The 26,906-nt window shown below is 38.0% G+C and carries 23 protein-coding genes; 15 read left to right on the top strand and 8 right to left on the bottom strand.

What is annotated here, in order from left to right; translation table 11 throughout:
* Positions 1-29: 29 nt before the first annotated feature.
* The gene (mbcS, locus tag J2Z32_RS01470) at positions 30-1,622 is read right to left on the bottom strand and encodes an acyl-CoA synthetase MbcS (RefSeq protein ID WP_210087352.1); all 1,593 of its coding nucleotides are present in this window, start codon (positions 1,620-1,622) and stop codon (positions 30-32) included.
* Positions 1,623-1,754: 132 nt separating this feature from the next.
* Complete coding sequence (locus tag J2Z32_RS01465) at positions 1,755-2,642, bottom strand: LysR family transcriptional regulator (RefSeq protein WP_210087351.1); 888 nt, start codon at positions 2,640-2,642, stop codon at positions 1,755-1,757.
* Positions 2,643-2,863: 221 nt separating this feature from the next.
* Between J2Z32_RS01465 and J2Z32_RS01460 the strand changes: the two genes are divergently transcribed.
* The 5 genes from J2Z32_RS01460 to J2Z32_RS01440 all read left to right on the top strand — a co-directional run bounded on the left by J2Z32_RS01460 (position 2,864) and on the right by J2Z32_RS01440 (position 9,338).
* Complete coding sequence (locus tag J2Z32_RS01460) at positions 2,864-4,612, top strand: ABC transporter ATP-binding protein (protein ID WP_210087350.1); 1,749 nt, start codon at positions 2,864-2,866, stop codon at positions 4,610-4,612.
* On the top strand, positions 4,609-6,354 hold the full coding sequence (locus tag J2Z32_RS01455; RefSeq protein WP_210087349.1) for an ABC transporter ATP-binding protein: 1,746 nt from the start codon (positions 4,609-4,611) through the stop codon (positions 6,352-6,354). Before J2Z32_RS01460 ends, J2Z32_RS01455 begins: the two co-directional genes overlap by 4 nt.
* A gap of 84 nt (positions 6,355-6,438) precedes the next feature.
* A complete protein-coding gene (aroD, locus tag J2Z32_RS01450; protein WP_210087348.1) occupies positions 6,439-7,209 on the top strand; it encodes a type I 3-dehydroquinate dehydratase in 771 nt (256 codons plus the stop codon).
* Positions 7,210-7,315: 106 nt separating this feature from the next.
* A complete protein-coding gene (locus tag J2Z32_RS01445; protein WP_210087347.1) occupies positions 7,316-8,338 on the top strand; it encodes an NADH:flavin oxidoreductase/NADH oxidase in 1,023 nt (340 codons plus the stop codon).
* Between the two features lie 85 nt (positions 8,339-8,423).
* Positions 8,424-9,338 carry a phosphotransferase gene (locus J2Z32_RS01440; RefSeq protein ID WP_210087346.1) on the top strand — a complete coding sequence of 305 codons (915 nt, stop codon included), beginning with the start codon at positions 8,424-8,426 and terminating at the stop codon, positions 9,336-9,338.
* 111 nt (positions 9,339-9,449) lie between these two features.
* Here J2Z32_RS01440 and J2Z32_RS01435 read toward each other — a convergent pair whose 3' ends face one another.
* From J2Z32_RS01435 to J2Z32_RS01425, 3 genes are read right to left on the bottom strand one after another with little or no spacing between them, the layout of a single operon-like run.
* Positions 9,450-10,001, bottom strand: a complete 552-nt coding sequence (locus J2Z32_RS01435; protein ID WP_210087345.1) for a GNAT family N-acetyltransferase — start codon at positions 9,999-10,001, stop codon at positions 9,450-9,452.
* 16 nt (positions 10,002-10,017) lie between these two features.
* The gene (locus J2Z32_RS01430; RefSeq protein WP_210087344.1) at positions 10,018-10,551 is read right to left on the bottom strand and encodes a shikimate kinase; all 534 of its coding nucleotides are present in this window, start codon (positions 10,549-10,551) and stop codon (positions 10,018-10,020) included.
* Between the two features lie 11 nt (positions 10,552-10,562).
* Positions 10,563-11,330: an SGNH/GDSL hydrolase family protein gene (locus J2Z32_RS01425; protein ID WP_210087343.1), complete on the bottom strand. Its 768-nt coding sequence runs from the start codon at positions 11,328-11,330 to the stop codon at positions 10,563-10,565.
* A gap of 172 nt (positions 11,331-11,502) precedes the next feature.
* Between J2Z32_RS01425 and J2Z32_RS01420 the strand changes: the two genes are divergently transcribed.
* Positions 11,503-12,489: a Gfo/Idh/MocA family oxidoreductase gene (locus tag J2Z32_RS01420; protein WP_342453903.1), complete on the top strand. Its 987-nt coding sequence runs from the start codon at positions 11,503-11,505 to the stop codon at positions 12,487-12,489.
* Positions 12,489-13,226 (top strand): AAA family ATPase, encoded by a 738-nt coding sequence (locus tag J2Z32_RS01415; RefSeq protein WP_210087341.1) that lies wholly within the window; start codon positions 12,489-12,491, stop codon positions 13,224-13,226. The genes J2Z32_RS01420 and J2Z32_RS01415 overlap by 1 nt, the downstream gene beginning before the upstream one ends.
* 92 nt (positions 13,227-13,318) lie before the next feature.
* Here J2Z32_RS01415 and J2Z32_RS01410 read toward each other — a convergent pair whose 3' ends face one another.
* Entirely contained in the window at positions 13,319-13,645 is a 327-nt protein-coding gene (locus J2Z32_RS01410; RefSeq protein WP_210087340.1) for a winged helix-turn-helix transcriptional regulator, read from the bottom strand.
* Between the two features lie 315 nt (positions 13,646-13,960).
* Between J2Z32_RS01410 and J2Z32_RS01405 the strand changes: the two genes are divergently transcribed.
* Both J2Z32_RS01405 and J2Z32_RS01400 read left to right on the top strand, forming a co-directional pair.
* Positions 13,961-14,419, top strand: a complete 459-nt coding sequence (locus J2Z32_RS01405) for a hypothetical protein (protein WP_210087339.1) — start codon at positions 13,961-13,963, stop codon at positions 14,417-14,419.
* Between the two features lie 153 nt (positions 14,420-14,572).
* A complete protein-coding gene (locus J2Z32_RS01400; protein WP_210087338.1) occupies positions 14,573-15,838 on the top strand; it encodes a DUF445 domain-containing protein in 1,266 nt (421 codons plus the stop codon).
* Positions 15,839-16,136: 298 nt separating this feature from the next.
* Here J2Z32_RS01400 and glgP read toward each other — a convergent pair whose 3' ends face one another.
* Entirely contained in the window at positions 16,137-17,756 is a 1,620-nt protein-coding gene (gene glgP, locus J2Z32_RS01395; protein WP_210087337.1) for an alpha-glucan family phosphorylase, read from the bottom strand.
* Between the two features lie 446 nt (positions 17,757-18,202).
* On the opposite strand from glgP, the gene J2Z32_RS01390 reads away from it, so the two are divergent.
* The 6 genes from J2Z32_RS01390 (at position 18,203) to J2Z32_RS01365 (ending at position 24,371) form a co-directional block, all read left to right on the top strand.
* Positions 18,203-19,087, top strand: coding sequence for a DUF6612 family protein (locus J2Z32_RS01390; protein ID WP_210087336.1), 885 nt, complete (start codon positions 18,203-18,205; stop codon positions 19,085-19,087).
* A gap of 191 nt (positions 19,088-19,278) precedes the next feature.
* Positions 19,279-20,145 (top strand): DUF6612 family protein, encoded by an 867-nt coding sequence (locus J2Z32_RS01385; RefSeq protein ID WP_210087335.1) that lies wholly within the window; start codon positions 19,279-19,281, stop codon positions 20,143-20,145.
* A gap of 142 nt (positions 20,146-20,287) precedes the next feature.
* Positions 20,288-21,139, top strand: a complete 852-nt coding sequence (locus tag J2Z32_RS01380) for a DUF6612 family protein (protein WP_210087334.1) — start codon at positions 20,288-20,290, stop codon at positions 21,137-21,139.
* A gap of 148 nt (positions 21,140-21,287) precedes the next feature.
* Positions 21,288-22,271 (top strand): Gfo/Idh/MocA family protein, encoded by a 984-nt coding sequence (locus J2Z32_RS01375; protein ID WP_210087551.1) that lies wholly within the window; start codon positions 21,288-21,290, stop codon positions 22,269-22,271.
* Between the two features lie 89 nt (positions 22,272-22,360).
* Positions 22,361-23,530 (top strand): YecA family protein, encoded by a 1,170-nt coding sequence (locus tag J2Z32_RS01370; RefSeq protein WP_210087333.1) that lies wholly within the window; start codon positions 22,361-22,363, stop codon positions 23,528-23,530.
* Positions 23,531-23,570: 40 nt separating this feature from the next.
* The gene (locus J2Z32_RS01365) at positions 23,571-24,371 is read left to right on the top strand and encodes a DUF4261 domain-containing protein (protein WP_210087332.1); all 801 of its coding nucleotides are present in this window, start codon (positions 23,571-23,573) and stop codon (positions 24,369-24,371) included.
* A gap of 344 nt (positions 24,372-24,715) precedes the next feature.
* Here J2Z32_RS01365 and J2Z32_RS01360 read toward each other — a convergent pair whose 3' ends face one another.
* A complete protein-coding gene (locus J2Z32_RS01360; RefSeq protein WP_210087331.1) occupies positions 24,716-26,833 on the bottom strand; it encodes a serine hydrolase domain-containing protein in 2,118 nt (705 codons plus the stop codon).
* Between the last annotated feature and the right edge of the window lie 73 nt (positions 26,834-26,906).

Raw genomic sequence — 26,906 nt, 5'->3', positions numbered from 1 at the left:
TTGTTAAACCTTACTAATCTTTAATCCTCTTAAAGCAACAAGTTTTTTCGTTCCATTTCTCTAAGCTCTACGCGACGAATTTTACCCGATGTTGTTTTAGGTAGTTCAGCAATGAATTCAATTTTTCTTGGATATTTATAAGGTGCTGTTAACGATTTAACGTGACTTTGTAGCTCACGTGCCAAATCATGTGATTCGCTAACACCATCGACCAGTACAACAAACGCTTTTACAACGGAGCCTCTAATTTCATCAGGACTAGCAACAACTGCACATTCTTTAACAGCAGTATGCTTCATCAAAGCCTCTTCAACCTCAAAGGGGCCAATCGTATAACCAGAGCTAATTATAATATCATCGTTGCGACCCTCATACCAGAAGTACCCATCCTCATCTACTCTTGCGCGATCGCCTGTAACAAAATACTGACCACGTTGACTGCTTTTTTTACGCTCAGGATCATTATAATAACCCTTAAATAGGGCTGGCATATCTAAATGAACAGCGATGTCACCAATTTCATTTGGCGCAACAGGTGTGCCATCCTCGTCAACAATTTCAATTAATTTTGGAGAAATAGCTTTTCCCATCGAACCCAACCGAATAGGTGTATCCATTAAAGTTCCGATTAACAAGGTGCTTTCGGTTTGTCCGTAGCCATCACGAATCGTAATGTTACATTCCCGTTTAAACGTATTAATGACCTCTTGATTTAGGGGTTCACCCGCAGAGACCACACTTCGTAATGAAGCTAAGTCATGTTCTCCTAAATGGCCGCTTTTAGCCATCAATCTAAACTCTGTTGGTGTGCAGCATAATACCTGAACTCTATGCTTTTCAATTAAGCTAAGATATTGCTTTGGCTGAAAAGAACCATTGTAAACAATGCCTGTAGCTCCTTTTCCCAAAACGGATAAAAATGGACTCCAAATCCACTTTTGCCAGCCAGGTGCTGCCGTTGCCCACACGGTATCCTGTGGTTGAATATCTAGCCATAGGGTAGAGGCAATTTTTAAATGTGCGTATGCCCAGCCATGACTATGGATAACCCCTTTTGGATTCCCTGTTGTACCTGAAGTATAAGCTAAAATTGCCATGTCATCACGATGAGTAGCAACGGTCTCAAACTCAGTACTTTGCTCATGCATAAGCTGATCAAGATTGTACCAGCCTGACGCTGGTTTTTCATTATGTTGAGAAACTGAAATACGATAAGCTAAAGAAGGCGTGTCCTCTTCAATTTTGTCAACCTCAGTGGTTAGAGAGGACCAAGCAATCACGGCTTTCGCTCCAGAATGGTTAAATCGATATTCCAAGTCTTTGGCACGTAGCATTTCTGAGGATGGAATTACAGCAACCCCTAGCTTTAGACAAGCTAAATAAATCACATAGGCAATAATTTGGCGTGGAACCATCACGAGGACGCGATCCCCTTTACTTAAGCCTAGCTTTTCTAATCCATTTGCAAGCTGGTTTGCCTTTTTCATTAAATTACCATACGTTATTTCTTCATAGTCGCCTTGCTCATTTAACCATTTAAGGGCAATTTTATTCTCAGGATGATGATCCATCTCGGAAGTTAAATTGTACTGTTCAGGTGCATTCCATTGCTCAAAATTCATTAGGATAATCTCCTTTATACGTTCAAATTAGTAGTGTTTCTTCATTATAACACTTAATACTAGTACCAGGTACTAGTATCAGAAAATTTTCTTTCCAAATGGTTGAATTACGCAATATTCTTAGAGTCTTAGTCATTCAATGCCTGATTTTATCCCGTTAAAGCATTCAATAAATTTCCTCGCAGCAGAAGAGAGATAACGATCCTTGTTCCAAATGGCAGCAATCCGAGTATGAAGAGCTTCATTTTGGATCACCTTGATTCGTAAATCGTTATGATCTGTTAAAGCATATACAGCCGACTTAGGCAAAATACCGATACCTAGCCCTGCATTAGCCCATAACAGAGTGGTACGAGCATCATCATTTTTACATAAAATAGAAGGCTCAAAATGACTTTGATAACAGGTGTTTATAATAAGCTGTTCAAAACGTCGATAAATAATTAGAGGCCGTCCTTTTAAATCATCCATCTGAATTTCTGTATTCGACACATCCCAATCGTGTTCTGTTGTCATCACTGCTACCATTGGCTCTGTTTCAGCATAGGTGCAATTTAAGTTGGTTACATTAAAAGGAGTTCTTACGATTCCGATTTCAATAATTCCTTTATTAAGTAAATCAATCATACTAAATGTGTTGCCTTCATGAATTTCAAACGTAACGTCTGGGTATTGTCCATGAAAATAGGTTAAGCGTTGCTTTAGCAAAGTGGAGGCTGAGGAAGAAACGGTACCAATGGCTAGCGTTCCACTTAGACCACTACTTATATCTCTTACTTCTCTTGCTGCTGAGTCGTTTAGAGCGATAATTTGCTTAGCTCTGTTTTGAAGGATGAGACCAGCATCAGTAAGCGTAATATTGCGAGCTCCACGCTCCATAAGCTGGACACCGAGCTCCTCCTCCAATTGCTTTAATTGTTGACTTAAAGGAGGTTGTGCCATAGCTAACTTTTTAGCTGCCGCTGTAATGCTACCTTCTTCAGCAATGGTCAAAAAATATTTTAATTGTCTTATGTCCATGTCGAATTTTCCTTTCAAAAATCTTATTAAAGAAGCTGGATGGAGAAAATAAATTAACAAAGGTTCGTATGAAGCAAAAGTTTATCTATCCATACTTATATCATATATCAAAGATATAAACTAAATATTTTCAATATAGTTTATCATATGCCATAATCATAAATGGATTAGAAAAGGAAGGAATCGTAATCATATATTACATAGGTTAGGTGTGGTGGTTTATGTTCAAATTAAAATCTTATTTAAGGCCATATTTAAAGGAAAGTATATTAGGGCCTTTCTTTAAGTTATTGGAGGCAATTTTAGAGCTATTGTTGCCTACGATCGTTGCACTTATTATCAATCATGGAATTGGTGAGAAAGATACCAATTATGTGCTAAAAATGGGTAGCTTAATGTTGATTATGACAGTACTGGGCTTTGGTTGTGCCATGATTTGTCAATATTATGCAGCACGTGCTTCCCAAGGCTTTGGTACTTCCTTAAGGGATACATTGTTCAAGCATATTTTTACTTTTTCACATAAGGAAATGGATCGCTTTGGCACTTCATCGTTAGTAAATAGAATTACAAATGATGTAAATCAACTGCAGGTTGCTGTTGCGATGCTGATTCGTTTAGTTATTAGAGCACCGTTTATTTGTATCGGGGCCATCATTATGTCGATGATTTTAGATTTTAGACTTGCTTTAATTGTGTTAGCATCAACGCCGATCTTTGCCATAGTGTTGTATTTGGTCATTACCAAATCTTCACCTTTATATCGTAGCTATCAAAAAAAATTAGACCAAGTTGCTTTAGTTCTAAGCGAAAACTTGAATGGTGTTCGAGTTATCCGTGCTTTTGCTAAACGACGTGCAGAGCGTCAACGTTTCCATGCTTCATCAGATGATGTTACGCAAACTGCACTTAGAGTAGGTAAAATTTCTTCTTTGCTAAGTCCTGCAACTAGCTTTGTGGTGAATGGGACGATTATTATCATTTTATGGGTGAGTGGATTTCATATTGAGTCGGGAACATTATCCCAAGGTGAAGTGATTGCGTTTATTAACTATGTTACGCAAATTTTGTTAGCACTTATTGTAGTGTCTAATCTTGTCATTTTATTTACAAAGGCATCTTCGTCTGCTGCCAGAATTAATGAGGTGCTTGCTGTTCAGGGTACGATTGCAGATGGTGAGAGCTATACTCAAAGTAAGGAACAAGATGCTACATCAGCAATAACACCAAAAATTGAATTTAAACAGGTTTCCTTTGGTTATAACTCAACAGGGGATCTTGCTTTACAGGATGTGTCTGTTGCAATATATCCAGGTCAAACGGTGGGTATTATTGGGGGAACTGGAATGGGGAAATCCACCTTCGTGAATTTAATTCCTCGTTTTTACGACGTAAGTCAAGGTGAAGTGCTTGTAGATGGGGTAAATGTTAAAGATTATCCACTTATAGAGCTACGTAATAAGATGGGTATTGTACCGCAAAAGGCTTTGCTATTTTATGGGACTATTGCAGAAAACATTAGATGGGGAAAAGATACAGCTACGGATGAGCAAATCAAGCTTGCAGCGCAAATCGCTCAAGCAGATGAGTTTATTAGTAAGTTGCCTGATGGATATGAAACGATGATTGAAAGAGGCGGTAAAAACTTGTCTGGTGGTCAAAAGCAACGTCTTACGATTGCTCGAGCAGTTGTAGCTAATCCTGAAATACTAATTCTTGACGATTCAGCAAGTGCACTTGATTTTGCAACCGATGCGGCATTACGTCAAGCCATTTCAAAATATAGTGCACAATCAACCGTTTTACTTGTTTCTCAACGAGTGAGTACGGTGCAACATGCTGATCAAATTATTGTATTTGATGAAGGACGTATTGTTGGCATAGGTCGTCACGAGGAGTTAGTTGATACTTGTGAAGTATATAGAGAGGTTTATGTTACACAGCAAGCCAGTCAGGGGGTTACAGGATGAGTACAAAAGACACCTGGTCACGCGTTTTGCAATACACAAAAAAATATAAGATGTCTGTAATATGGGCAATAATTAGTGCGATTGTGAGTGTTGTTGCAAGTTTAATTGGCCCTTACTTAATTGGACGTGCGATTGACCAAATGGTAGGTCCAAATGAAGTTTATTTTGGGGGAATTAGTTCGATCCTTATTAGCTTAGCTTTTATTTATACGATTGGAAGTGTTTTTACTTGGGTTTTGACCTACTTAAGTAATCAAATTGCGTATTGCACGATTAACGATATGCGTGCGGATTTATTTGATCATATTGATGAATTACCACTTAAATTCCATGATCGTCATCCACATGGTGATGCCATTAGCCGCTTTGTTAATGATATGGATGCCATTTCAGATGGGTTACTACAAGGGATTTCCACTTTACTAACTGGAATTGTAACAATCGTTGGTGCGGTGGGCTTTATGCTTTATGTTAATCCTCTTATGACGCTGGTTGTCGTGTTATCTGCACCCGTAACTTTTTTTGTAGCTCGCTACATTACTAGACGATCTCAACGTTTATTTAAGGAGCAAGCAAAAATTGTAGGACAGCTAAATGGGTATATCGAGGAAATGATTGGTGGAGCAAAGGTGGTTAAGGCGTTCCATTATGAACAACGTGCTGAACAAGATTTTAAAGCACTGAATCAAACCTTATACGATACTGGGGTGAAATCGCAATTTGCCAGTTCCTTATCTAACCCTACAACACGTTTAGTGAACAATATTACATTTTCTGCGATTGCAATCATTGGTAGTATTGCTGTAATTATGGCACGCATTTCTGTAGGGGATTTATCTAGCTTTCTAATTTATGCGAACTTGTTTGCAAAGCCATTTAATGAAATTACAGGTGTACTAACACAGCTTCAGTCTGCGACGGCTTCTGCTGAACGTATTTTTACAATAATGGACCTTGAGGTTGAAGAAACTGACTCGCCACGGCAATATCAGGTAGGCCAAAACAAAGGCAAAGGAGTCATCGAATTTAATCATGTTAAATTTGCTTATGTTCCAGAGCGTCCGCTCATTACCGATTTTAGTTTAACCGTACAGCCAGGAACTCGGATTGCCATTGTTGGGCAGACTGGAGCAGGGAAAACGACATTGGTTAACTTATTAATGCGTTTTTATGATGTGGATGCAGGGACAATTACGATTGATGGTGTGAACATTAAGGATATTAATCGGGATAGCTTACGTCGTAATTTCGGGATGGTTCTACAAGAAACATGGCTGTTTGATGGTACGATTCGGGATAATATTGCCTACGGAAAATCAGACGCAAGTGATGAAGAAGTCATTGCAGCAGCTAAGGCGGCGAATGCACATAGCTTTATTAAGCGATTGCCAGAAGGCTATAATACACGTATTAGTGGAACGGGAGATAGCTTGTCACAAGGTCAAAAGCAATTGCTAACGATTGCGCGTGTCATGCTTGTGGACCCACCGATGTTAATTTTAGATGAGGCGACAAGTAGTATTGATACATTAACAGAAGTTCGGATTCAAAAGGCATTTCTGAAAATGATTGAAGGGCGTACTAGCTTTGTTATTGCCCACCGTTTATCAACAATTCGTGAAGCTGACTTAATTTTATTTATGAAAAATGGAGATGTGGTGGAAAGCGGTAGTCATGATGAATTGCTCCAACGTGGTGGTTATTATGCTTCACTTTATAACAGCCAATTTGCCGCGGTTTAATGTTATGATACAATGGTTCACAATAAGTGTATGCTTCATTTAAGTGACCATAAGAGCTAGTGAGAGTAGAGGTGTAGCTATTTCATGAATCATAAAATCCTAAACATTAGACAAGTAAAATTAGGTGAAGGGCCAGCAAAGGTTTGTGTACCTATGGTGGGGACAACATCTGCACAACTAGAGGAAGAAGCAAAGTATTTAACAACGTTGAACTTGGATTTTGTAGAATGGCGTGTGGATTGCTTTGAGCGGGTAGAGCATATAGATGAAGTGAAGCAGAATCTGGCGTTGATTCGCTCCATTTTAGGAGAAATCCCATTAATTTTTACATTTCGTAGTTTACAAGAGGGAGGGCAAAGGGCCATTACGCCTGCTTCCTATATACAATTAAATCAAGAAATTGTGACTACAGGGTTGGTGGATATTATAGATGTAGAGCTACACAATAGTGAACAGGCTATTACCTCGTTAATTGAGCTTGCTCATAAGCATGGTGTATATGTCATTGCTTCTAAGCACGATTTTGTCAAAACGCCTTCAAAGGATGAGATCATCTCGGTGCTTCAACATGCTCAGCGCTTAGGTGCTGACTTGCCTAAATATGCAGTGATGCCTTTAAATCCACAGGATGTGATTACATTGCTGGATGCGACGTATACGATGTATAGTCAATACGCAACGACACCGATTATTACGATGTCCATGGCAGGACAAGGTGTCATTACACGCCTAGCTGGAGAAGTGTTTGGCTCCGCATTGACCTTTGGTATTGGGAAACAGGCATCTGCACCCGGACAAGTTGATGTCAATTCACTCCGATCAATATTGGACTTATTGCATACTAATCTGAGTTAGACAACACATTAAATATTTTCATAATATTACTGTGATATTGTCTTTTAATCCAAGCTTGTGAGTTAGTTTTTCTAAATGATTTCTAAACTCGAAAGGAGCTTTTAACATGCCAGATTTGTTTACGCCTTATAAGCTAAAAGGGTTAGAGCTTAAAAACCGTATTGTTATGCCACCAATGTGTCAATATTCAGTTGAAAAGAAGGACGGAATCGCAACGGATTGGCATTATATTCATTATGTTAGCCGTGCTATTGGTGGTACTGGGTTAATTATTATTGAGATGACGGATGTAGAGCCAGATGGCCGTATTTCTGATTATGATTTAGGTCTATGGAATGATGAGCAAATGCCTGCGTTAAAAAGAATCGTAGATGCTTGTCATTCCTATGGTGCTAAGGTTGGCATTCAAATTGGACATGCAGGACGTAAGGCAGAGCATGCGGCTGTTCCTGTGGCTCCATCTTCAATTGCTTTTGATGAAAAGTACAAGCAACCTCGAGAGCTTACAACTGAGGAAGTCAAAGAAATGGTACAGAAATTCCGCCAAGCTGTGGCGCGTGCTGTTGAAATCGGAGTAGATACGGTTGAAATCCATGGTGCACACGGTTATTTAATTCACCAATTTCACTCTCCATTAACGAATCAAAGAAAAGATGAGTATGGTAAAGACTTAACGAAATTTGGACGAGAAGTGATCCAAGCGGCGAAACAAGAAATGCCACAGGATATGCCGTTAATTTTTAGAATTTCTGCACAGGAGTTTGTGGAAAATGGTTATGGCATCGAGGAAAGCATAGAGATGTCTAAACAATATCAAGAGGCAGGTGTTGATCTTTTCCATGTCTCCGCTGGGGGGGAAGGAGCGATCTCACCGTTAAGAAGGCCTGGGAATCACGCTGGATATCAGTTGCCGCTTGCTGAGGCAATTAAAAAAGCGTTAGATGTCCCTATGATCGCGGTTGGGAAGCTTGATGACCCTATTTTGGCAAATGCTGTTATCGGAAATGAAACGGTTGAGCTTGTAGCTGTAGGTAGAGGAATGTTGAGAAATGCGTATTGGGCATTAGAAGCTGCACAGCAGTTAAATAAAACGATAGAAATTCCAAAGCAATACGAGCGGGGTTTTTAAAATATAGGCTAAGCGGGCAGTTATGCGTAACTTCCAGGGAATGTAAATGTCTAAAAAACGTAAGGAACTAGGAGGCAGACAATTCATGGGAGGAACAAATGTATGGGATGCGGAGTGGGAGGTTAACGAAGAGCAGGCGCGGAACCTGATCGGCAGACAATTCCCTCAGCTATCATCGAAGCAAGTGAAGCGATTAGGCTGGGGCTGGGACAATACGGTTTTTCTCATCGGTGACGAGTACGTATTCCGGTTTCCAAGAAGAACGTTTGCAGTTGGCGCGATTCGTATGGAAGGGGAGTTGCTGCCGAAGCTGGAGGCATATTTGACTATCCCTTATCCGAAACCGTTGTTTTATGGCGAAGCAAGTGATGAATACCCGGCACCATTCCTTGGTTATGCCCACGTGCCAGGAGATTTCCCAATCGGTTTGACGGAAGAACGCAGGGCTTTATCGGCAGTGACGCTGGCGAAATTTTTGCGGAGATTGCATGAGTTTCCAGTGCAGGTGGCGCTGAAGTGCGGAGTTCAGCAAGATCATCGAAACTTGACGGACATAGCATCGCGCAAAGTGAAAATGCAGGGCTTTCTATCGAAGGTGGTTGGAGACTTGTCGCCGGAGGAGTTCGGTGTGATCGAAGTGTATATTAACAGCCTGCAAAAGGATCGTGTTGAGGCGGTAAATGCACTGCTACATGGCGATCTTCATTTCAAAAATATGCTTGTGAATGAGAACGGGATCCTTTCCGGCATCATTGATTGGGGCGATCTAAGCGTAGGCCATCCGGCTTGCGATTTGAGCGTCGCTTATAGCTTTTTACCACCTTCCGCTCGCGGCGTGTTTTTTGAAACGTATGGAGGAGCTGATGAGGAAACGAAGCTGCTGGCGCGGCTGATCGCGGTATACATCCCCATGCTGATCTTGATGCAAGCGATCGATGACGGGAATGAAGACATTGCGGCAGAGGCGAAATCAAATATCATGCGGGCACTGTCGGATTAGGCCCATTGTTTCGTTACGGCTATGGGGCCCCCCTAATTGACCATGGTGATCTAAAAACTGGTCTTTAGGGGGGGATTTATGTTTTAATAGATGAATTTGTTTTACTCTTTTTTATTTTGTAGCAATCAGTTTCTCATATTTACTCCAGCCATCTTTGATGCCCTTATATTCATAACCTGATTTTAGATAAAACTGATTTAAATGCTCATTATGCGCGACGCAGTCAAGACGGATACGGTCTTTATTAGCAAAGCTTATCCCTCGCTCAGACCAGCCTAAAATTAGCCCACCTAATCCTTTGCCACCATAAGAACGACTTACAGCTAGTCGATGAAGATAAATCGAAGAATCGTGAAAATGATCCCCTTCACCCCACAAATTAAAATCCCAAGCACTTGGATTCAACTGTAAAATAACAGTACCAATAAGTTCATTTAATTGACGTGATTTAAAAGCAAAAACTTCTCCACGTAAAATCGCACCTGCTATATTATGACTGTCTTCACCCTCAAGTAAAGCATCCCATTGAGATAGCCCTTTGCTATGTAGCCAAGCCGCTGTATCCAATATCAGGCCTTTAATGTGGGTTTCATCCTCTGCAGTAGCTTGGTAAGCAAATACATCTTCGTTTAGGTCTGGATTCAACTTTGTTATGTTGTTCATAGGCACCTCAATATGTTTATAAATTTAGAGAAGAAATAATTTGTTTGGCTGCTTCCTCAAATCCAATCTCATCCATCTGGATACAGAGATGATGGTCCTGATATAAGCTTCGACGCGTAGTAAACAATTGTTCAACCTCTTCTAACGATTTCTGCTGTAAAATGGGTCTACTATCTTGAATGTAAGGTAAACGGATTTTCCATGATTCCCAGCTAATATCAAGATAAATAACAAGACCATGTTCAAGACAAGCCTGTCTAATTTCCTCCTGTAAAAAGGCACCACCACCTAATGAAATGACTTGTTGGGTTGAATCCTTACATAATGTAGTAATAAACTGCTTTTCCATTTCACGGAAGGCAGGCTCCCCAAGCTCTTTAAAAATTTGCGTAACCGCTTTGCCATGCTGTAATTCGATTTCATGATCAACATCAACAAATGGCCAATTCAGTTGACTCGCAAGCAGTTTTCCAACTGTTGTTTTGCCTACGCCCATAAAGCCAGTCATAATTAAATTTGTATAGGTTTCAGGCATGTTATGAATAGTCATATATCATTCTCCTAGTCAGTAGCGGTTACACCTTTTAAATCGTTATGATCTCTTAATAAAAATTGATAGTTAGTCTGAATGAAATCAAGCACCTTGTTACATATAATTTGATGGCCTGCTTCATTTGGGTGAATGCCATCTACACAAATAAACTTTGTATAATCAGGATGCTCTAAAAAGGCACCACGAATATCAATAATTTTGGTTTTAGTTAGCTCAGACACTTTTAAAATTGTAGAGTTATAACGTTCCTGCCACCAATAAATTTTAGTCACACTACCCAACCACTGCATAATGTTATGTTCAGCAATTGGATTGTTACGGCTAACCCATTTAAAATACTTATCGGCATTGAGTGGAGGAAGACTCATCAATACTGGAATAATATTTTGTTTTCGTAAATACTCAACCGTTTCAATCAGCATTTTTTCAAACACATTAAAATCAGTTTTGGGATTATGCTCGGCATGTGGATTATCAGCAATCTCGTTCCAATTAAAATCACAATCGTTACCGCCATATTCAATTAAGACGATGTTTGGTTTTTCCTTAAGGATATCCCTCTTCAGATTGGTAATCCCTTTGACTAATGTATTTCCAAAGCGTGCTGTATTGCGAACAGCGCCTTTTAATTTAGATTGCAGCAATGACACGTAATTATTTTCTAGTACTACGTACTTTTTTCGTTGCTCATCATAAATAACGCCCTTGGAAATGGAATCCCCACTAATAATATATTTTGCTTCCTGAAGCCAATTGTGTTTCTCCTGATTTTCCATGTAACCACCTCGCTTCTCCTTATTAATACCTACCTATAAATATTGTAAATCAGTTCATACTTCGAGGCAAGGTAATGCAGAATGAATAACTAAACTAGAGGAGTGGACAAAGCATAACAAGGATGAGAAAATAGACATACTATTTTACAAAAAAGGGGATAAAGAAACTGTGATACGATATGGTGTTATTGGAACTAACTGGATAACAGAGCGCTTTATTGCTGCGGCTATGGAGACAGACCATCTTGTTTTGACTGCGGTATATTCCCGTTCGGAGGAAAAGGCAAAAGACTTCGCTGGGAAATATAATCAGGATATTGAAATATTTACGGATTTGAACAAGATGGCACAAAGTGATTTATTAGATGCTGTTTATATTGCGAGTCCTAACTCTCTTCATGCTGAGCAATCGATTTTATGTCTGGAGCATGGAAAACATGTGTTGTGTGAAAAGCCAATGGCTTCCAATACAAAGGAACTAAACGCGATGATTGAAGTGGCGAAGGAAAATGGCGTTGTGCTTATGGAAGCGCTAAAATCAACGCTAATGCCTAACTTTAGAGTGATCCGCGACAATTTGTATAAACTTGGTGAGGTTCGCCGTTTTTTTGCTAGCTATTGTCAATACTCTTCTCGTTATGATGCCTTTAAGCAAGGAAAAGTGTTAAATGCATTTAATCCTGAATTTTCTAATGGTGCATTGATGGATATTGGCGTGTATTGCATTTATCCATTAGTTACGTTGTTTGGCAAGCCAGATGAAATAAAAGCTTCAGGGATGTTGTTATCGTCGGGTGTAGACGGTGAAGGCAGCATATTATTGAAATATAAGGAGATGGATGCTGTTATTATGTATTCAAAAATTACAGACTCCTATCTACCTGCTGAAATCCAAGGTGAAAATGGCACGATGGTCATTGATAAAATTAATGGGCCTTATCAAGTAAAAATTTACTATCGTGATGGAACGATTGAAGATTTAACTCAATCACAGACACAGGAATCTATGTATTATGAGGCAGTCGAATTTGCGGATCTAATTAAGAGTGGTAGAGCGGAAAGTGATATAAATTCACTTAGTAACTCATTAACTGTCGCTGAAATTATGGAAGAGACTCGAAAGCAAATTGGATTAGTATTTCCAGCGGATCATAAATAATGAGTATAAGTAAGTTATATGTGCGGGGGATCCGATTGGAGCTGGCAGACGTTGACTTACATTCATATCCTTTCAATTTGCCCTTCATTCAAGCATTAAAAATGTTAAATTTTAATAAAGCAGTAAGCTTTATTGTTGGGGAAAATGGAAGTGGAAAATCGACTTTGTTAGAGGCGATAGCTGTAGGTTATGGATTTAACCCTGAGGGGGGTTCTAGGGATTTTAACTTTTCAACGAATAACACTCACTCTCCTTTAGATGAGTATATTACGTTAATTAAAGGAGTAAAACGCCCAACAGATGGCTATTTTCTAAGAGCAGAAAGCTTCTATAACGTAGCTTCAGAAATTGAAAAGCTAGATCAGGAAAGACCAGGTTTATATGAGAGTTACGGAGGAAGATCACTTCACCACCAGTCTCATGGTGAAAGCTTTATGGCACTAATTTTGCACAGGTTTCGTGGATCTGGATTATACATTTTAGATGAGCCAGAAGCCGCATTATCGCCTGCAAGACAGTTTGCACTAATATCAAGAATGCATGATTTGGTTCAGCAGGGGAGTCAGTTTATAATTGCAACCCATTCACCAATTTTAATGGCATTTCCAAATGCAGATGTTTTTGTAATTCGTGATGAGGTTATTGAGCCTACAACCTATGATCAGACAGATCATTATATATTAACGAAATCGTTTCTAAATCATCCTGAACGCATTTTAAAGGAGCTTATGGATTGATTATGAAATAATCAAGGCTAGCTACATCAAACATTATGTATGTTTGGTATAGCTAGCCTTGATTGGTTTTTTTGATAATTTTGAGTAGAGAGTTAGCCTTCAATCTTTATCCAACTTTGTGACCAAGTTTGAAGCGATTTGAGTACTTCCTCGAAGGCTTTTCCCTTCTCAGTTAACACATATTCAATTCGTACAGGTGTCTCGTCATAGACGTTCCGCTGAATAATCCCTTCCTGCTCCAGTTCCTTTAGTCGTTCAGATAACAATCTACCACTAATACCTAATGATGTTTCAATTGCACAAAATCGTTTAGGACCTTCAAGTAGTTGATGGATAATGAGACAAGCCCATCGTTTAGTGGCAAGTTGGATTCCTCTTTCAAATTTTGGACATAATTTGGTTTCATTAGTTTGTGCCATATTATCACCTCGAATACAACTTTAGTATAACATTCAAAGTAAAAAATGTAATTAAGTCATTAATTTATATTAAGTTACGAGATGCTATTATTTTTATTAATTAAACTTGCTATATAAAAGTTATTGAATATTATTAAAGCTGAATATGTATTAACTATAAGAGATATTGAAGGTCAAATTTGCTAAAATTGAGTCCTAATTACTATATATTAGGGTTAAAAATGGAATATTTTTCATGTGAAATGAAAATAAAATAATGTATCCTAGCTAAGACATAAAATATTCATAATTATGATTAGGGTTGGAGGGAATTTAATGAATGAAGAAAAAAATTATGTTATTCCATTAGTAGGGGCATTCCTTGGTATTTTGCTAAGTGGCGCTATTTGGGGAGGTATCGCCATTGCAACAGATTATGAGGTTGGTTACGTAGCGTTAGCTACCGGGGCACTGACTGGATTTTTAGTTGCTATTTTTGCTAAAAGAAATATTAACTTTATTCATCAGTTGTATGCGGTTGTGGGCAGCATATTTGGCATCTTTTTAGGGAAGTATATTGCAATTAGTTATTTTGCAAATCAGCTGTATGATACTGGTTATTTCAATAGTGAAATTTGGGCTGCTTATAAAGAATCGATCATCAGCACACTTGAGCCAATGGACTATCTTTTCTTTGTACTGGCGATTGTAACGGCTTGGCAATTCACGAAATCAACCTCAAAAAAAGCAAAAAAAGAAGAGAATTCAGCTTCTGAACCTTCTATACCACAATAATTCTAAATAAAATAGTAATTCTAAAAAGGTGGGCGCAATATAGCGCTTGCCTTTTTTATTTCAGTAATGTACACCACCATGAAGTTTGGATTGTGACCTCCTTCTATGGTATAACATGATTAGTGTAACAATTCGAAGAAGTGGTGAGAACATATGAGAAAACAGAGAAAACATAAAAAGAAAACCTATCGTATGGCAAATATATCACTAGGTGTAATGGGCGCCGGTTTTGCTGCGACGCTTCCTTTTTCAGGTACAGGTATGGCCTTGCTGCAAGGTGGTTTTGAGGCAGGATTAGTGGGGGGCTTGGCAGACTGGTTTGCAGTTACCGCTTTATTCCGTCATCCACTTGGCATTAAAATTCCCCATACTGCATTGCTTCCTAAAAACAGGGAGAAAATGGTGAATGCCATTAAAACGATGGTTGAAACAGAGCTTTTGAATCGGGAAAGTGTTACAAATAAAATAAAAAGTGTGAATATTTCTGGGATCGTTCTTAATAAGCTTAAAGCCTCGGTTTCTGATGTTGCTGTACAGGATAGCATTATACGGACATTACAGATCGCATTGGATCAGCTTTCCCCAGAAGCAATAACGAAGTATGCTGGAAATTGGCTTGATAAAATAGCGAGCAATATTCATGAAGAGGACGTATTAGAGTCCTTATTTAAACGACTTATTCGTGAGCAGGCGGATGAGCAAACGCTAAATTATGTATTAGAACGTGCTGAGCAATGGCTGTCCCAAGACGAAGCTAAAGATTTAATGGGGCGTTTAGCGATGCAACGTGTTAATTCTATTCAGCTTAATGGACTCATGAAGTTTGCCTTGGGTGCATTTACAAGCTATCTAGATGAAGATAAATTAGGTAGCATGCTACAAACGTTCCTGTTAGATAAAGTACGGGAATGGAAAATACCTGATCATCAAGAGCGTTACAAAATGCTCTATTTTATTCAAAATGAGCTTTTAAATATATCTAAATCAACTAAGCTAATGAATCAGCTCAGAGAATTAAAAGTAAATGTAATTGAGAATTGGAAAGAAAGTGGAAAGCTTCAAAAATGGATTGAGCAAAGCTTGCAACAACTTTCTATTTATATTCAAACAGAGGAGTTTCGGGCTGAAATATTAGTGCCTATGTTACAAAAAATTGTGGATAAATTAGATAATAATCCTCTACTTTTGGAGCAAATGGAGGAATGGGTGCAGGAGCAAGCAGCTGCATTATTCGATAAGCATCACTCTAAAATTGGAGATCTAGTTGAAGAAAATTTGAACAAGCTGGATAACGATGCTTTAATTGAACTTATTGAGGATAAGGTTGGGCATGACTTGCAGTGGATTCGTCTAAACGGGGCCGTATGTGGTTTTATAGTGGGGATTATCCTAACCACTCTGAAGTTAATATTAGTTTAAAAAATTTGATTTCAAAAATTACTGGTTGCCAATATTGGAGATGAAGGGCTACAGGACAGAGAGTTCTTACGATCATTGTTAAAACCAGATTCCTTATTATTTATAGCAACTTGATGATTGAAATCTGATTAAGAGATGAACGTTCCACTTCTCCAGAATCTCTCTGCTCCTTTCGCTAGCTTGGGATGTGGTCAACCACTAATTAATATGAATCACAAATTTTAAGATATAAGTGGGTATTCCGAAAGACGAGTTTTCGTCGCTGGAGGAATACCCACTTTATTTACACTATGTGCGACTACTTAGAGCCGTTATATAATTTATCATAATACTCGAGGATCATTCTAGGCATTGCAAAGGCAGCATAGGTTGTTTCAATGCTTTTATGCATCATTTCCTTCCAGCGAGGCTGATTATCATAATAAGTAGGATACACCTTGTTTAATAACACATCGTACAAAGCATTACTATCATGTTCATCCAAATAATCAAAGTCTGTCGTTTCAAGCCCATCACCGATCGCCCATCCATTTTCACCATCTAGGCACGCCTCAGGCCACCAGCCATCTAAAATAGAGCAGTTTAGTACACCATTCATCGCAGCCTTCATGCCAGACGTCCCACTAGCTTCTAATGGTCTTCTTGGATTGTTCAGCCAAATGTCAGCGCCACGCGTTAGCTTTGCCCCAATTTCCATATCGTAATTTTCAAGGAAGACTACACTTTTTGGATATCGATTCATCATGTCAACAAGGTTACTTACAATTTTTTTACCAACATCATCAAGTGGGTGTGCCTTACCCGAAAAGACAATTTGAATTTTACCAGATTGCAAATAAGGTTCAATTTTTTCGGGCTTGGAGAAAATTAGATCACTTCGCTTATAAGGTGCAGCACGTCTTGAGAAACCAATTAATAAATTGTTTTGCTCTAAATGTATGCCCGTACGTTCAGCAATAAATTGGATAAGCTCAGATTTTAACTGTTGATGAACAACCCATAGGTCTCCATTTTGCTCAAAGGCTGATAGAATACGGGGGTCCACCCATGTCTGAGTATGGATTGCATTAGTAATGCCGATAATTTCAGACCTACCTTGTACATGTTCCCACATTTTGTTGGCGGTTACTGCATGTAGTTGAGCAACTGCATTAGATTTACGGGATAATCTTAAGCCTGCAACGGTCATATTAAAGGGGTCATTGCCAATTAAAATCATTTGTTCACGTGTTAATCCGTTAAATGCACCCATATAATCTAAACGATCAAGTGGATGGGTTTCATTTCCTTCAACGATAGGGGTATGTGTAGTGAACACAACCTCTTGACGTGTCTTCTCCCATGCCTCTTGGAACGGTAATCCATTGTGTTGTTTCTCATTTATTAGTTCAACTGCAGCTAAAATGGCGTGACCTTCATTAAAGTGATACACATCAATTGGAATATTAAGAGCCCGTAATGCACGAATACCACCAATACCTAAAACGATTTCTTGTGCCACTCTTTCCTCGCCAAACCAACCATATAATTGACCCGTAATCCATGTATCCCCATTTTCAGGAATATCCGTATCAAGCAGATATAACGGGTTATTGCCAAAATGCTCTGTTTTCCACACTTTGCATTGGATAGGGATTTTTCTAATTTCAACAGTCACCTTAACACCTGTATCTTCAAGAAAATCATAGGTGTAATTATGATAAGAATCGTAAGGCTGTCCTTGATCATTTATAAACTGATCCGTATAACCTTGTTTCCATTTTAGGCCTATACCTACAATTGGTACATCAATATCTCTGGCGCCCTTAATGTAATCACCAGCTAAAATGCCAAGTCCGCCAGCATACATTTTAAAATCAGAATGAAGTCCAAACTCCATACTGAAATAAGCGACTGAAGGCAACCTTTTTTCATTCATAAGTAAAATTCCCCCCATGTGACCTTACGTTAATTAATGCAGTATATTAGGCTAGGCGCGAAGTTGATACAATTCACACCTGTTGCTTCTTGACGATAAACAACTAATCAATAGTATGCACATAACGATAAAAATGATGTCTACCTGTTTTGATTTATGAATAATGGTTTAAATATAAAAGAAGTAATTTTTAAGAAAAATCTAATTTCAGGTTTATCATTTAGAATAAGTAGTTGACAAACATCTCACATTAGCAAAGGAACAGAGGGATTCTGGAGAAGTGAAACGTTCGTATTTAAAAACAGATTTCAACCCCAAATGTGCTATGATCGAAGAAATCTGGTTTTAACAACGATCGGAAGAACCCTCTGTTTCGTAGCTACCATCTTCATTTTGGCAACTATGTATCTAAAAAATGATCCTAAATTAAAGGGGGATTACAGTTTTTGAGGAAATGGTTAGGCATGCTAATATTAGTTATGTTATTAATTAGTATTACAGCATGCGGCACAAAGGAAAAAACAGCACAAGAGGGAAGTTCAACGAACAAAAGTGGTACAGATGTGACAGGGGACACAAAAAATGAACAAGATTCCCCTACAATGAACTTCAGTGATCTGATCGAACAGGTAAAGTCATCGTCTTACACACTTAATAGCTACACTGCTGTACGCAGCTATGAGCAAAACTTTGTGATGGAACAGGGCACCGATCGCCAAGAGGATTATATGAAAATGAAATCGACAGGGGATTATATTGTTAAGCCAGAACAATCACATATAGTAACAGAATTGGAAGTATCAGGGGAGAAGACTACGACTGAGGATTATTATAAGTCCGGTATAGGAAGTTATACTCTTTTTGAAGGAAAATGGAGTTTCCACCCACCTGATAAAAATTATGAAATGTTCTCAGATGAAAATGCAAAAGTTCTGCTTATGTTGGAGCAATTGGCTTCTTCTGTTGGGGATGAGGTAAAAATTTTAGCTAATGCCGATCAATATGTCCTTACTGCCGACTTAAAAGGGGAGAAGGTGCTAGGTTTAGCTAGATATTTAATGATGATGGATGCAACTGGGACGCCATCGGAAGAAGACGAAGCTCAATTAGAGGGTATGTTTAACCTTGTAAATGACATTGAATTGAAGTTAGAAATGATTATGGATAAGCAAGATTTATATTTAATTTCATCAACCTCAAACCTGATCTTGCATATGGCAGCAGGTGAGGAGAAGATGGTATCACGCTTTGATACATACCTTACTTTGTCAAAGCATAATGAAATAAAGGAGATTTTGGTGCCTGAAGAAGCAGTGAAAAGTGTGAACTAAATTTACTAAAATACAATCACTTAAAATTGTATTAAATGTAAAAAAGTCATATTTTTATTATAGAAATAGACGAAAGTACTAGTTTTAAAACATTTATTACTGCTTTTTTAGTTCTATATTCACCTTTCTTTTCATCACTATATTTGTTTAAATGAATTGGATTATATAAATTAATTAGGGGGATTTTTACATTGAAGAAATGGGCAGGATTATTACTTACATTAGTTTTAGCGGTTAGTATTACGGCATGTGGCTCAAAAGCAAAAGAAGGAGACACAACGTCAGCAAACGGAGCTAAAACAGAAAATACTAGCAAAACTGAAGGCAACGCAGCTGCACCAACCTTAGATGAATTAATTAAACAAGCCAAGGAAGCGAAAGAACTAAAAAGCTATGCAATGGAAATCTCTTCAAAGCAAAATATGAAGATGGAGCAAGGCGAGCAAAAGCAAGAGCAAAACATGAACCTTACAATGAAAGCAGAATATATTGGTGACCCTGTTCAAATGCATATCGTCACAAACATGGATTCAGGTGAGCAAAAACAAGATATCGAGCAATATGTAACTAAAGACGGAATGTATATGCTTGTTAGCGGTCAATGGATGCACACTAAAGACGCTTCGATTGATGAAGTGCTTAAATCTACTGAAGGTAACGCAGATGTAGCTCAGCAATTAGAGCAATTTAAATCACTTGGAGATCAAGCTAAAATTACGGCTGAAGGCGATAACTACATTATTAATGCTGATGTAAGTGGCGATAAAATCAAAGAATTAGCAAAAGAAGTATTAAGCAAAAATGCAGGTGCAGGTGCTAACGGTGCACAAGTATCCCAAATGTTAGATATGATGAACATTACTGAAATGAAAATGACTACGGCAGTTCAAAAAGATACCTTGTATCCAGTTTCCTCTAAAGTTAAGCTTGTTATGGACATGGAGCAAGATGGACAAAAGATGGCAATGGATATGGACATGGACATTAGCTTCTCCAAGCACAACGAAATTACAGAAATCAAGGTTCCTCAAGAAGCATTAGATAGCGCTACGAAGTAAAGGATAAATATAGATATAAAGTCCGTATGTAGTAGCATAAAGGTACTAGTTTTAAAATTTTTTAGGTCTTAATCCCCCTTTTATATAATCCGTATTTTTGCTTAAATGAACTGGATTATATAAAAATAGGGGGATTTTTATATTGAAAAAATATTTAAGGATTTTACCTGCATTATTTTTAGTAGTTGGTGTGACAATATGGGGCTTTAATGCGGAAAAAGGGGGACATCCATTAGTAAATCGATCGGAAGTAAATGAATCTAAAGCTAGTTATGAAACAAGGTCCGAGAATGACAGTGCTTTATCTCTCTTAGATGAATTAATTGAACAATCTGAGGTAGCTGAGAAGCTAAAGAGTTATGCTGTAGATTTATCCCTAGTACATATTGAAAATGTTCAAGAGGGAAATAAAGAGAATCAACGGAAGGTGAACATTTCAGTTCAACAAGAATATATTAATGATCCTGTTCAAATGCATGTATTACTTAACATGAAATCAGATAATGAAAATAGCAAATTAGAGCAGTATATGATAAAAGATGATATTTATGAGTCAGTGGATGGTACATGGATATATACAAAAAAAGATATTGAGAATGATTTTTCTCAGATTATTGAAGCAAGTATAGATGTATCAAGTCAATTACATACATTTACAATTGTGCGTGAGATAACTAAAATGACTACGGAAGGCGAAAATTATGTGATTGAGGCTCAAGTAAGTGGTGAAGACCAAGCTGACAAAGCAAAAAAAGTAGCAGAAGAAATACTAGGCGATAGCTTACAAATGATGAATGTTAAGTATATAAGATTAACAAGTAAAATACAAAAAAGAACATTCTATCCATTAGAGCACAAAATGAAAATTATGATGGAAGGTGAGCAGGCAGGACAAAAGGTGTTGGTTGAATTAGATATGACCATTAATGTTTCTAAACACAATAACATTAAAAAAATTATGATTCCTCAAGGAGTAATAGATAGCGCTAAATAGTAAATAGTTGAATGTATTATAGAAAAGCATTGTGTATACAGTTTAGTAAGTAGCGCATCTTTTTGTTTGGTTTTTTTATTAAATGTTATAATGGGTAAGATTACTTAACTACATTTATTTTTTAGGAGGTATTCATATGAATTCTGCAATAAAGAAAAAGGTTAACTGGGGCATCATGGGAACTGGCTGGATCGCGGATCGTTTTGCAAGTGATTTACAATATGTTGATAATGGTGAAGCTATTGCTGTTGGTTCTCGAACACTTGAAAGTGCTACTAAATTTGCAGAAAATATGAATATTCCTAAAGCATATGGAAGTTATGAGGAGCTTGTCGCAGATCCCAACGTTGATGTTATTTATATTGGAACACCTCATCCTTTTCATATTGAGCATGTGACGTTAGCGTTGCAGGCGGGGAAGGCTGTATTGTGCGAAAAACCTTTTACTGTAAATGCAAACGATTTGGAAAAATTAATTGCACTTGCCAGACAAAAAAATGTGTTTATGATGGAAGCGATGTGGACACGCTTTTTACCTGCAATCGTAAAGGTGAGAGAATGGATTCAGCAGGGACAGATTGGTGAGGTTAAGCAGGTTCGTGCTGAATTTGGTTTTCATAGTGAATGGAATCCACAAGGGAGACTATTAAACCCAGAGCTTGGTGGAGGAGCTTTGTTAGATGCTGGTATTTATCCCGTATCCTTTGCGGCGATGATTTTTGGTGCTAATCCAATCCATATTTCAAGTAGTGCTGAGATTGGGCAAACAGGGGTGGATGAGCATTTTTCTGCACTATTAGATTATGGTGCTGGGAAAGCTGCCTTAGTAACTGGTGCTGTACGATTGGCGCTAAATAACGATGCTTATATTTATGGTACAAAAGGTCATATTCACATTCCTACTTTTTTATATGCAAATGAAGCGACATTACAGGTAAATGATGCTAAGGCTGAAACATTTTCAGCGCCACGCGCGTCTCATGGTTATGCTTATGAAGCAGAAGAGGTAGGACGTTTAATATTAGCAGGAGAAAAAGAATGTCCGATTATTTCCTTAAATGAGTCTTTGAATATTATTAGAATTTTAGACAAGATGCGTGGGCAATGGGGACTAAAGTATCCCTTTGAATAACAGATTCATGTATAATGAATAGATAGGTCTTTAAAAGTAGAATCTAGATGTGTGACAGATCGTGATTATTTGGAAGAGGTGTGCCTTTTTTGGAGAATTTGAAGTTAATGCTTGAAGAACAAAATATTCAACATGCCATTATTGGTGATGTAACAACAAGCTTGTCAGAAACATTATTAGGAATGTCAAAGACTAAATTGTCTGCGCTAGCAACAGCGAACAAAATAGCGGGTCGTTCTAAATTGAAAAAGGAGGAGTTAGCTCTTGCTTTGCAGCAATGGTTAACGGAACCTGCTAATTTAGAAAGTATTTTATTAGAAGCGGCATTTGATGAATGGGATTTATTTAAATCTTTAGTTGAAAATCCTGTTCAGCAGGACAACTATATTCCATATGGCCAATACGTTTATTTACTTGAGCGTGGTGTAGTTTATACTTATTTTAATGATAAGAAGCTATATATTGTAATGCCAGATGAGATCGTACAAGCTTTCCATAAAATGAATACAGCTGCTTTTAATGAGGCTTATGAAAAGCGGATGTACATTTTCCAATATGTACTTGCTTTGAACAACCTATATGGTATTTTCACTACTGAAATGCTGCATGAAATTTATAATGATCAACATGAGGAAAAGCTAAGCTTAGAAGAAATAACAAGCTACATGGATGAATTTTTAAAGCGTGAGCAATATTTTGTTGCACATGATGGATATATTGTGAATCAGGCTTTACTCGTGTCTGAGGATGAAAAGGAATATAAGGAATTATTTCAAAAAATACAAAACAAACCTCATTATGTACCGGATCAAGAGACATTACTGCAATATGCAGATGATATGTATTTTGAAATGACACCACAGTTAAAGGCGCTTGATAAATATTTAGCTGTAGAGTTATGTACAGACCCAGAGATGCGAGAGTATTTAATTGATGATATTCAGCTTGCATGCTCTAACGAGTCAACCTTGCAGGAAATTGTATATGAATTTGAACGCCGTGATATTCAGTTTCATAATAAAGATCAAGCGGAGCAAATTATTGCATTAATTGCTGATGTATATAACCATACTAGATTTTGGTCAAACTGTGGATATACACCGATTGAGATGAGCAAAATCCCTGGAAACTTCCGTACAGGCGCAACACCATTTGCAATTCCGAACAAAAAACCTGTAACGGTAGAGAAGATTGGTCGCAATGACCCATGTCCTTGTGGCAGTGGGAAAAAATATAAGAAATGCTGCGGTAAAAATTAATTGCGGTATGAATAATTAATTGTGAAAGGAGGATAAAATCATGGGTTTATTAGATAGATTAAAGAGAAAAACCAACCCAGTTCCAACTAAACCTGCACCTCCAGTAGCTGAGCCAGAGCAGGGCCCTATTCTTGGATTTATTTTACTCGATGAATGTCAATATGATTTTGATGTGTTTGTTGCTGCGATGCAGGAGGATTGGAATCTTTCAGTAGATGTACAAACCGAAGAAGAAACGTTGATTTTCGAAGTAGATGGAATGAAGGTAGTGTGTGGATATATCCCAGCTCCGATTCCTAACCAAGAGGTAGAGGAAAATGCAGGTCGCAACTTCTTATGGCCAGAAGCAGAGCAAGTTACTTCTACCCATAAGGCACAAATTATTGTATCTGTGATGGATCACAAGAATGTCACTGAAGCCTACACTTTGTTTACAAAGGTTGCGAGCTCTTTATTACGTATGCCTCATGCAATTGCCTTATATATGCATCCAATGGTACATGAAGCAGGATATTATATTGATGCAGCAAAAGCGTTAAAAGAGAATGTTTCGCCAATCCCTTTATGGATATTTATTGGTTTGTATCGTGGTGAGAATGGGCGTAACATGTATACTTCAGGACTTAAAGTGTTTGGAAAAGATGAAATTGAAGTGATTGATTCACAACAGGACGTTTCCAAATTGTATGAAGTATTATTTTTGATCGTTACTCATGTCATTGAAAACAATGTAATTTTAAGACATGGAGAAACGATTGGCTTCTCTGAAGATCATAAGTTAGCGATTGAGCGTACACCAGGAGTGGCGGTCGAGGGCTATAGCTTAAAGATTGATATATAGAAAGGGCTTAATGCATATATGCAGTTAAGCTTACTTCCTTACTTCTCTTAAAAGAAAAGGGCGTTTAGCAGTCAATTAAGACTGTTAGACGCCCTTTTCTATTCTCTAAACCTATTTAATTAAGGCTCAATCTTAAAATCGGTACTTGACAATAAGCTAAATGAAGCGAAGGAGCAGGGAGATGGTGGAGAAGCGAACGCGTCCGCCTTTAAGGTCACATTTTTCACCCACTCAATACATGTTATAAAGAAAATGGGACCTTAACAGCGGTTGAAGCCACTCCCTGCTATGTAGCCTCTTACTTTATAGATTGTCAAGAAACCGATTTCTGTGTTGAGTCTTAATTAATACAACACATTAACTAACTTATCTAGCATAATAGCAGATTCTTGCCTAGACATATATTTCTGGGATTGGTAGTTGATACTCCCATCCAGATCAATCGTTACCTCTGGACCATACAATCGAAGCAACACAACAAACGATACGCCTTCTACCGCCCAATTACTTTGCTTCCCTGCTAGCTTTGCTGTCATAGAAGGAATATTTTTTTGATTTTGCACGATACGCCATAATACAGTTGCAGCTTGTTCTCTAGAAATTGGCTGATCCATTCTAAAGGACCGCAGGTCCGTATTGGAGATAATACCTAACCTATTTGCAGTTTGCATTAATGTCGTATTGATCGAATTGTTTTTAGCATAGCTTTGATTAGCCGATAAATTAGTTGTTGCTGTATATAACCCTGTCACGGTCATCGCTTGCTGGAGAAACTCACTGCCTGTAATTGGAGCCTCTGGAGCAAATCGACCACTTTCCTGAGGTAATACGCCCAATTGTTTAAGGCGATAGATGGAAGGAGCATAAGGATTGTCACTAGATACATCGCTGTATAGCTCTGGCTCAGGTAGCTTGATCGCCCAACTGTCTGATTTATTGTAATAGAAATAGGTGATATCTCCTTGTGCATCTATTTTAAATGCGGCTTGTCGACCTTTATCATCCATAAATAATAAGTCTTGCACTCTTTTAAGCTTATGGATACCATAATTGTCCTTTACGATTAATTGATCTTCTGTGGCAGTAATATAATAGGTCCATGAAGCTTGTCTTAGATCACGATAATACCCTGTAAAGTCTCGCAAGCCTCGATTGGAGGCAGATCCCTTAGATCCCTTGGCTGTCGCAGTAGGAGAAGGATAGTAATGCTGCATAAAAGCTTCAAGCAACCTCCCTCGAAGGTCAAGCTTGTCACTATTGTATACAATAAATAATCCTACTCCTTCTTTAGGAAGCAACCAGAAGTCGGAATGAAAGCCTGGTAGATCACCAGCTTTACTAATGATATAACGGCCATTGTTATATTCATTATAGGTGGATTCAAAACCATAACCTACACCAGGGACATCAGGATGAATAGAGTAGTCTAGCTTTTGCATGGTCGCCACAGAGTCTGGAGATAATATAGATTCGTTTTTAAATTCTCCTTTATTTAACATCGCGATCATAAAGTTGCTCATGTCCTTCCCTGTCGTGATCATCCCACTGTCAGGTGAAATGTTTGAGGACACGATATATTGAGGCATAGGCTCATGCTTTTTGTTGTACGGCGTAGCTAGATCACCTAGCTTATTAGGTGTTAAATAAAAGTGGCTGTTATACATTTCCAATGGATCAAAAATGTGACGTTGTATATAATTTTCATAAGGCATACCAGAAATTTTTTGTACAATATAGCCTTGTAACGCATAGCTGTAATTATCATAACGGTATGCCTTACCTGGGTCGGTTGTAACCGTTGGCATATTTTTATAAATAAAATTTTCAAGCGAAATATTCGTATTATAGCTCCTGACGGTGACTCCGCTGTCTGTGTAATTAAACCCGCTCGTGTGTGTCAGCAGGTGTTTTAGCGTTAATGCTTTCTCAGTGAGGTTAGGAACGATTAAATTTCCCGTATACTGATTTATATCTTTATCAAGTGCAAGCTTGCCCAGATCCTGTAACTGCATAATTGCGGTCGCTGTTAGCGTCTTAGATATGGAGGCCACACGAAATTGAGTTTTATTTGCATCAACAAGGATACGTTTCTCTAAATTACTATAGCCATACCCTTTATTTAATAGGATGCTTTTATCTCTGACAACACTAACTACAGCACCAGCCAAATAAGGCTTAATACTGCTAGAGTTAATAAAGCTATCTATAAAGGCTTCTACTTCCTGAGAGCTGGAAGGGCCAATAATCAGCTTGTTATCATTTCCACTATTACCTTTGCTATTTTCTGCACTGTTATCTGCACTGTTATCTGCATTACTATCTGCACTAACATTTGCAGTCATAATGAAGCTAAGGAATAACAATACAGAGAGGATGATCAAGCTAGTTTTATATAATAACGAAAATAAATCAGACTGATTCTGTGAGGATGAGCGCATAGCCGACTCCTTATTAATAGTCATAAGTTATTACTATCTAATGTAACATATTCCAGCTACGTACACTAATTTTCTAGTCTAATATATAGAAGAATAA

The sequence above is a fragment of the Paenibacillus turicensis genome (assembly GCF_017873435.1).
Taxonomy (GTDB): domain Bacteria; phylum Bacillota; class Bacilli; order Paenibacillales; family Paenibacillaceae; genus Fontibacillus; species Fontibacillus turicensis.
This window is presented reverse-complemented; position numbering and strand designations above follow the sequence as displayed.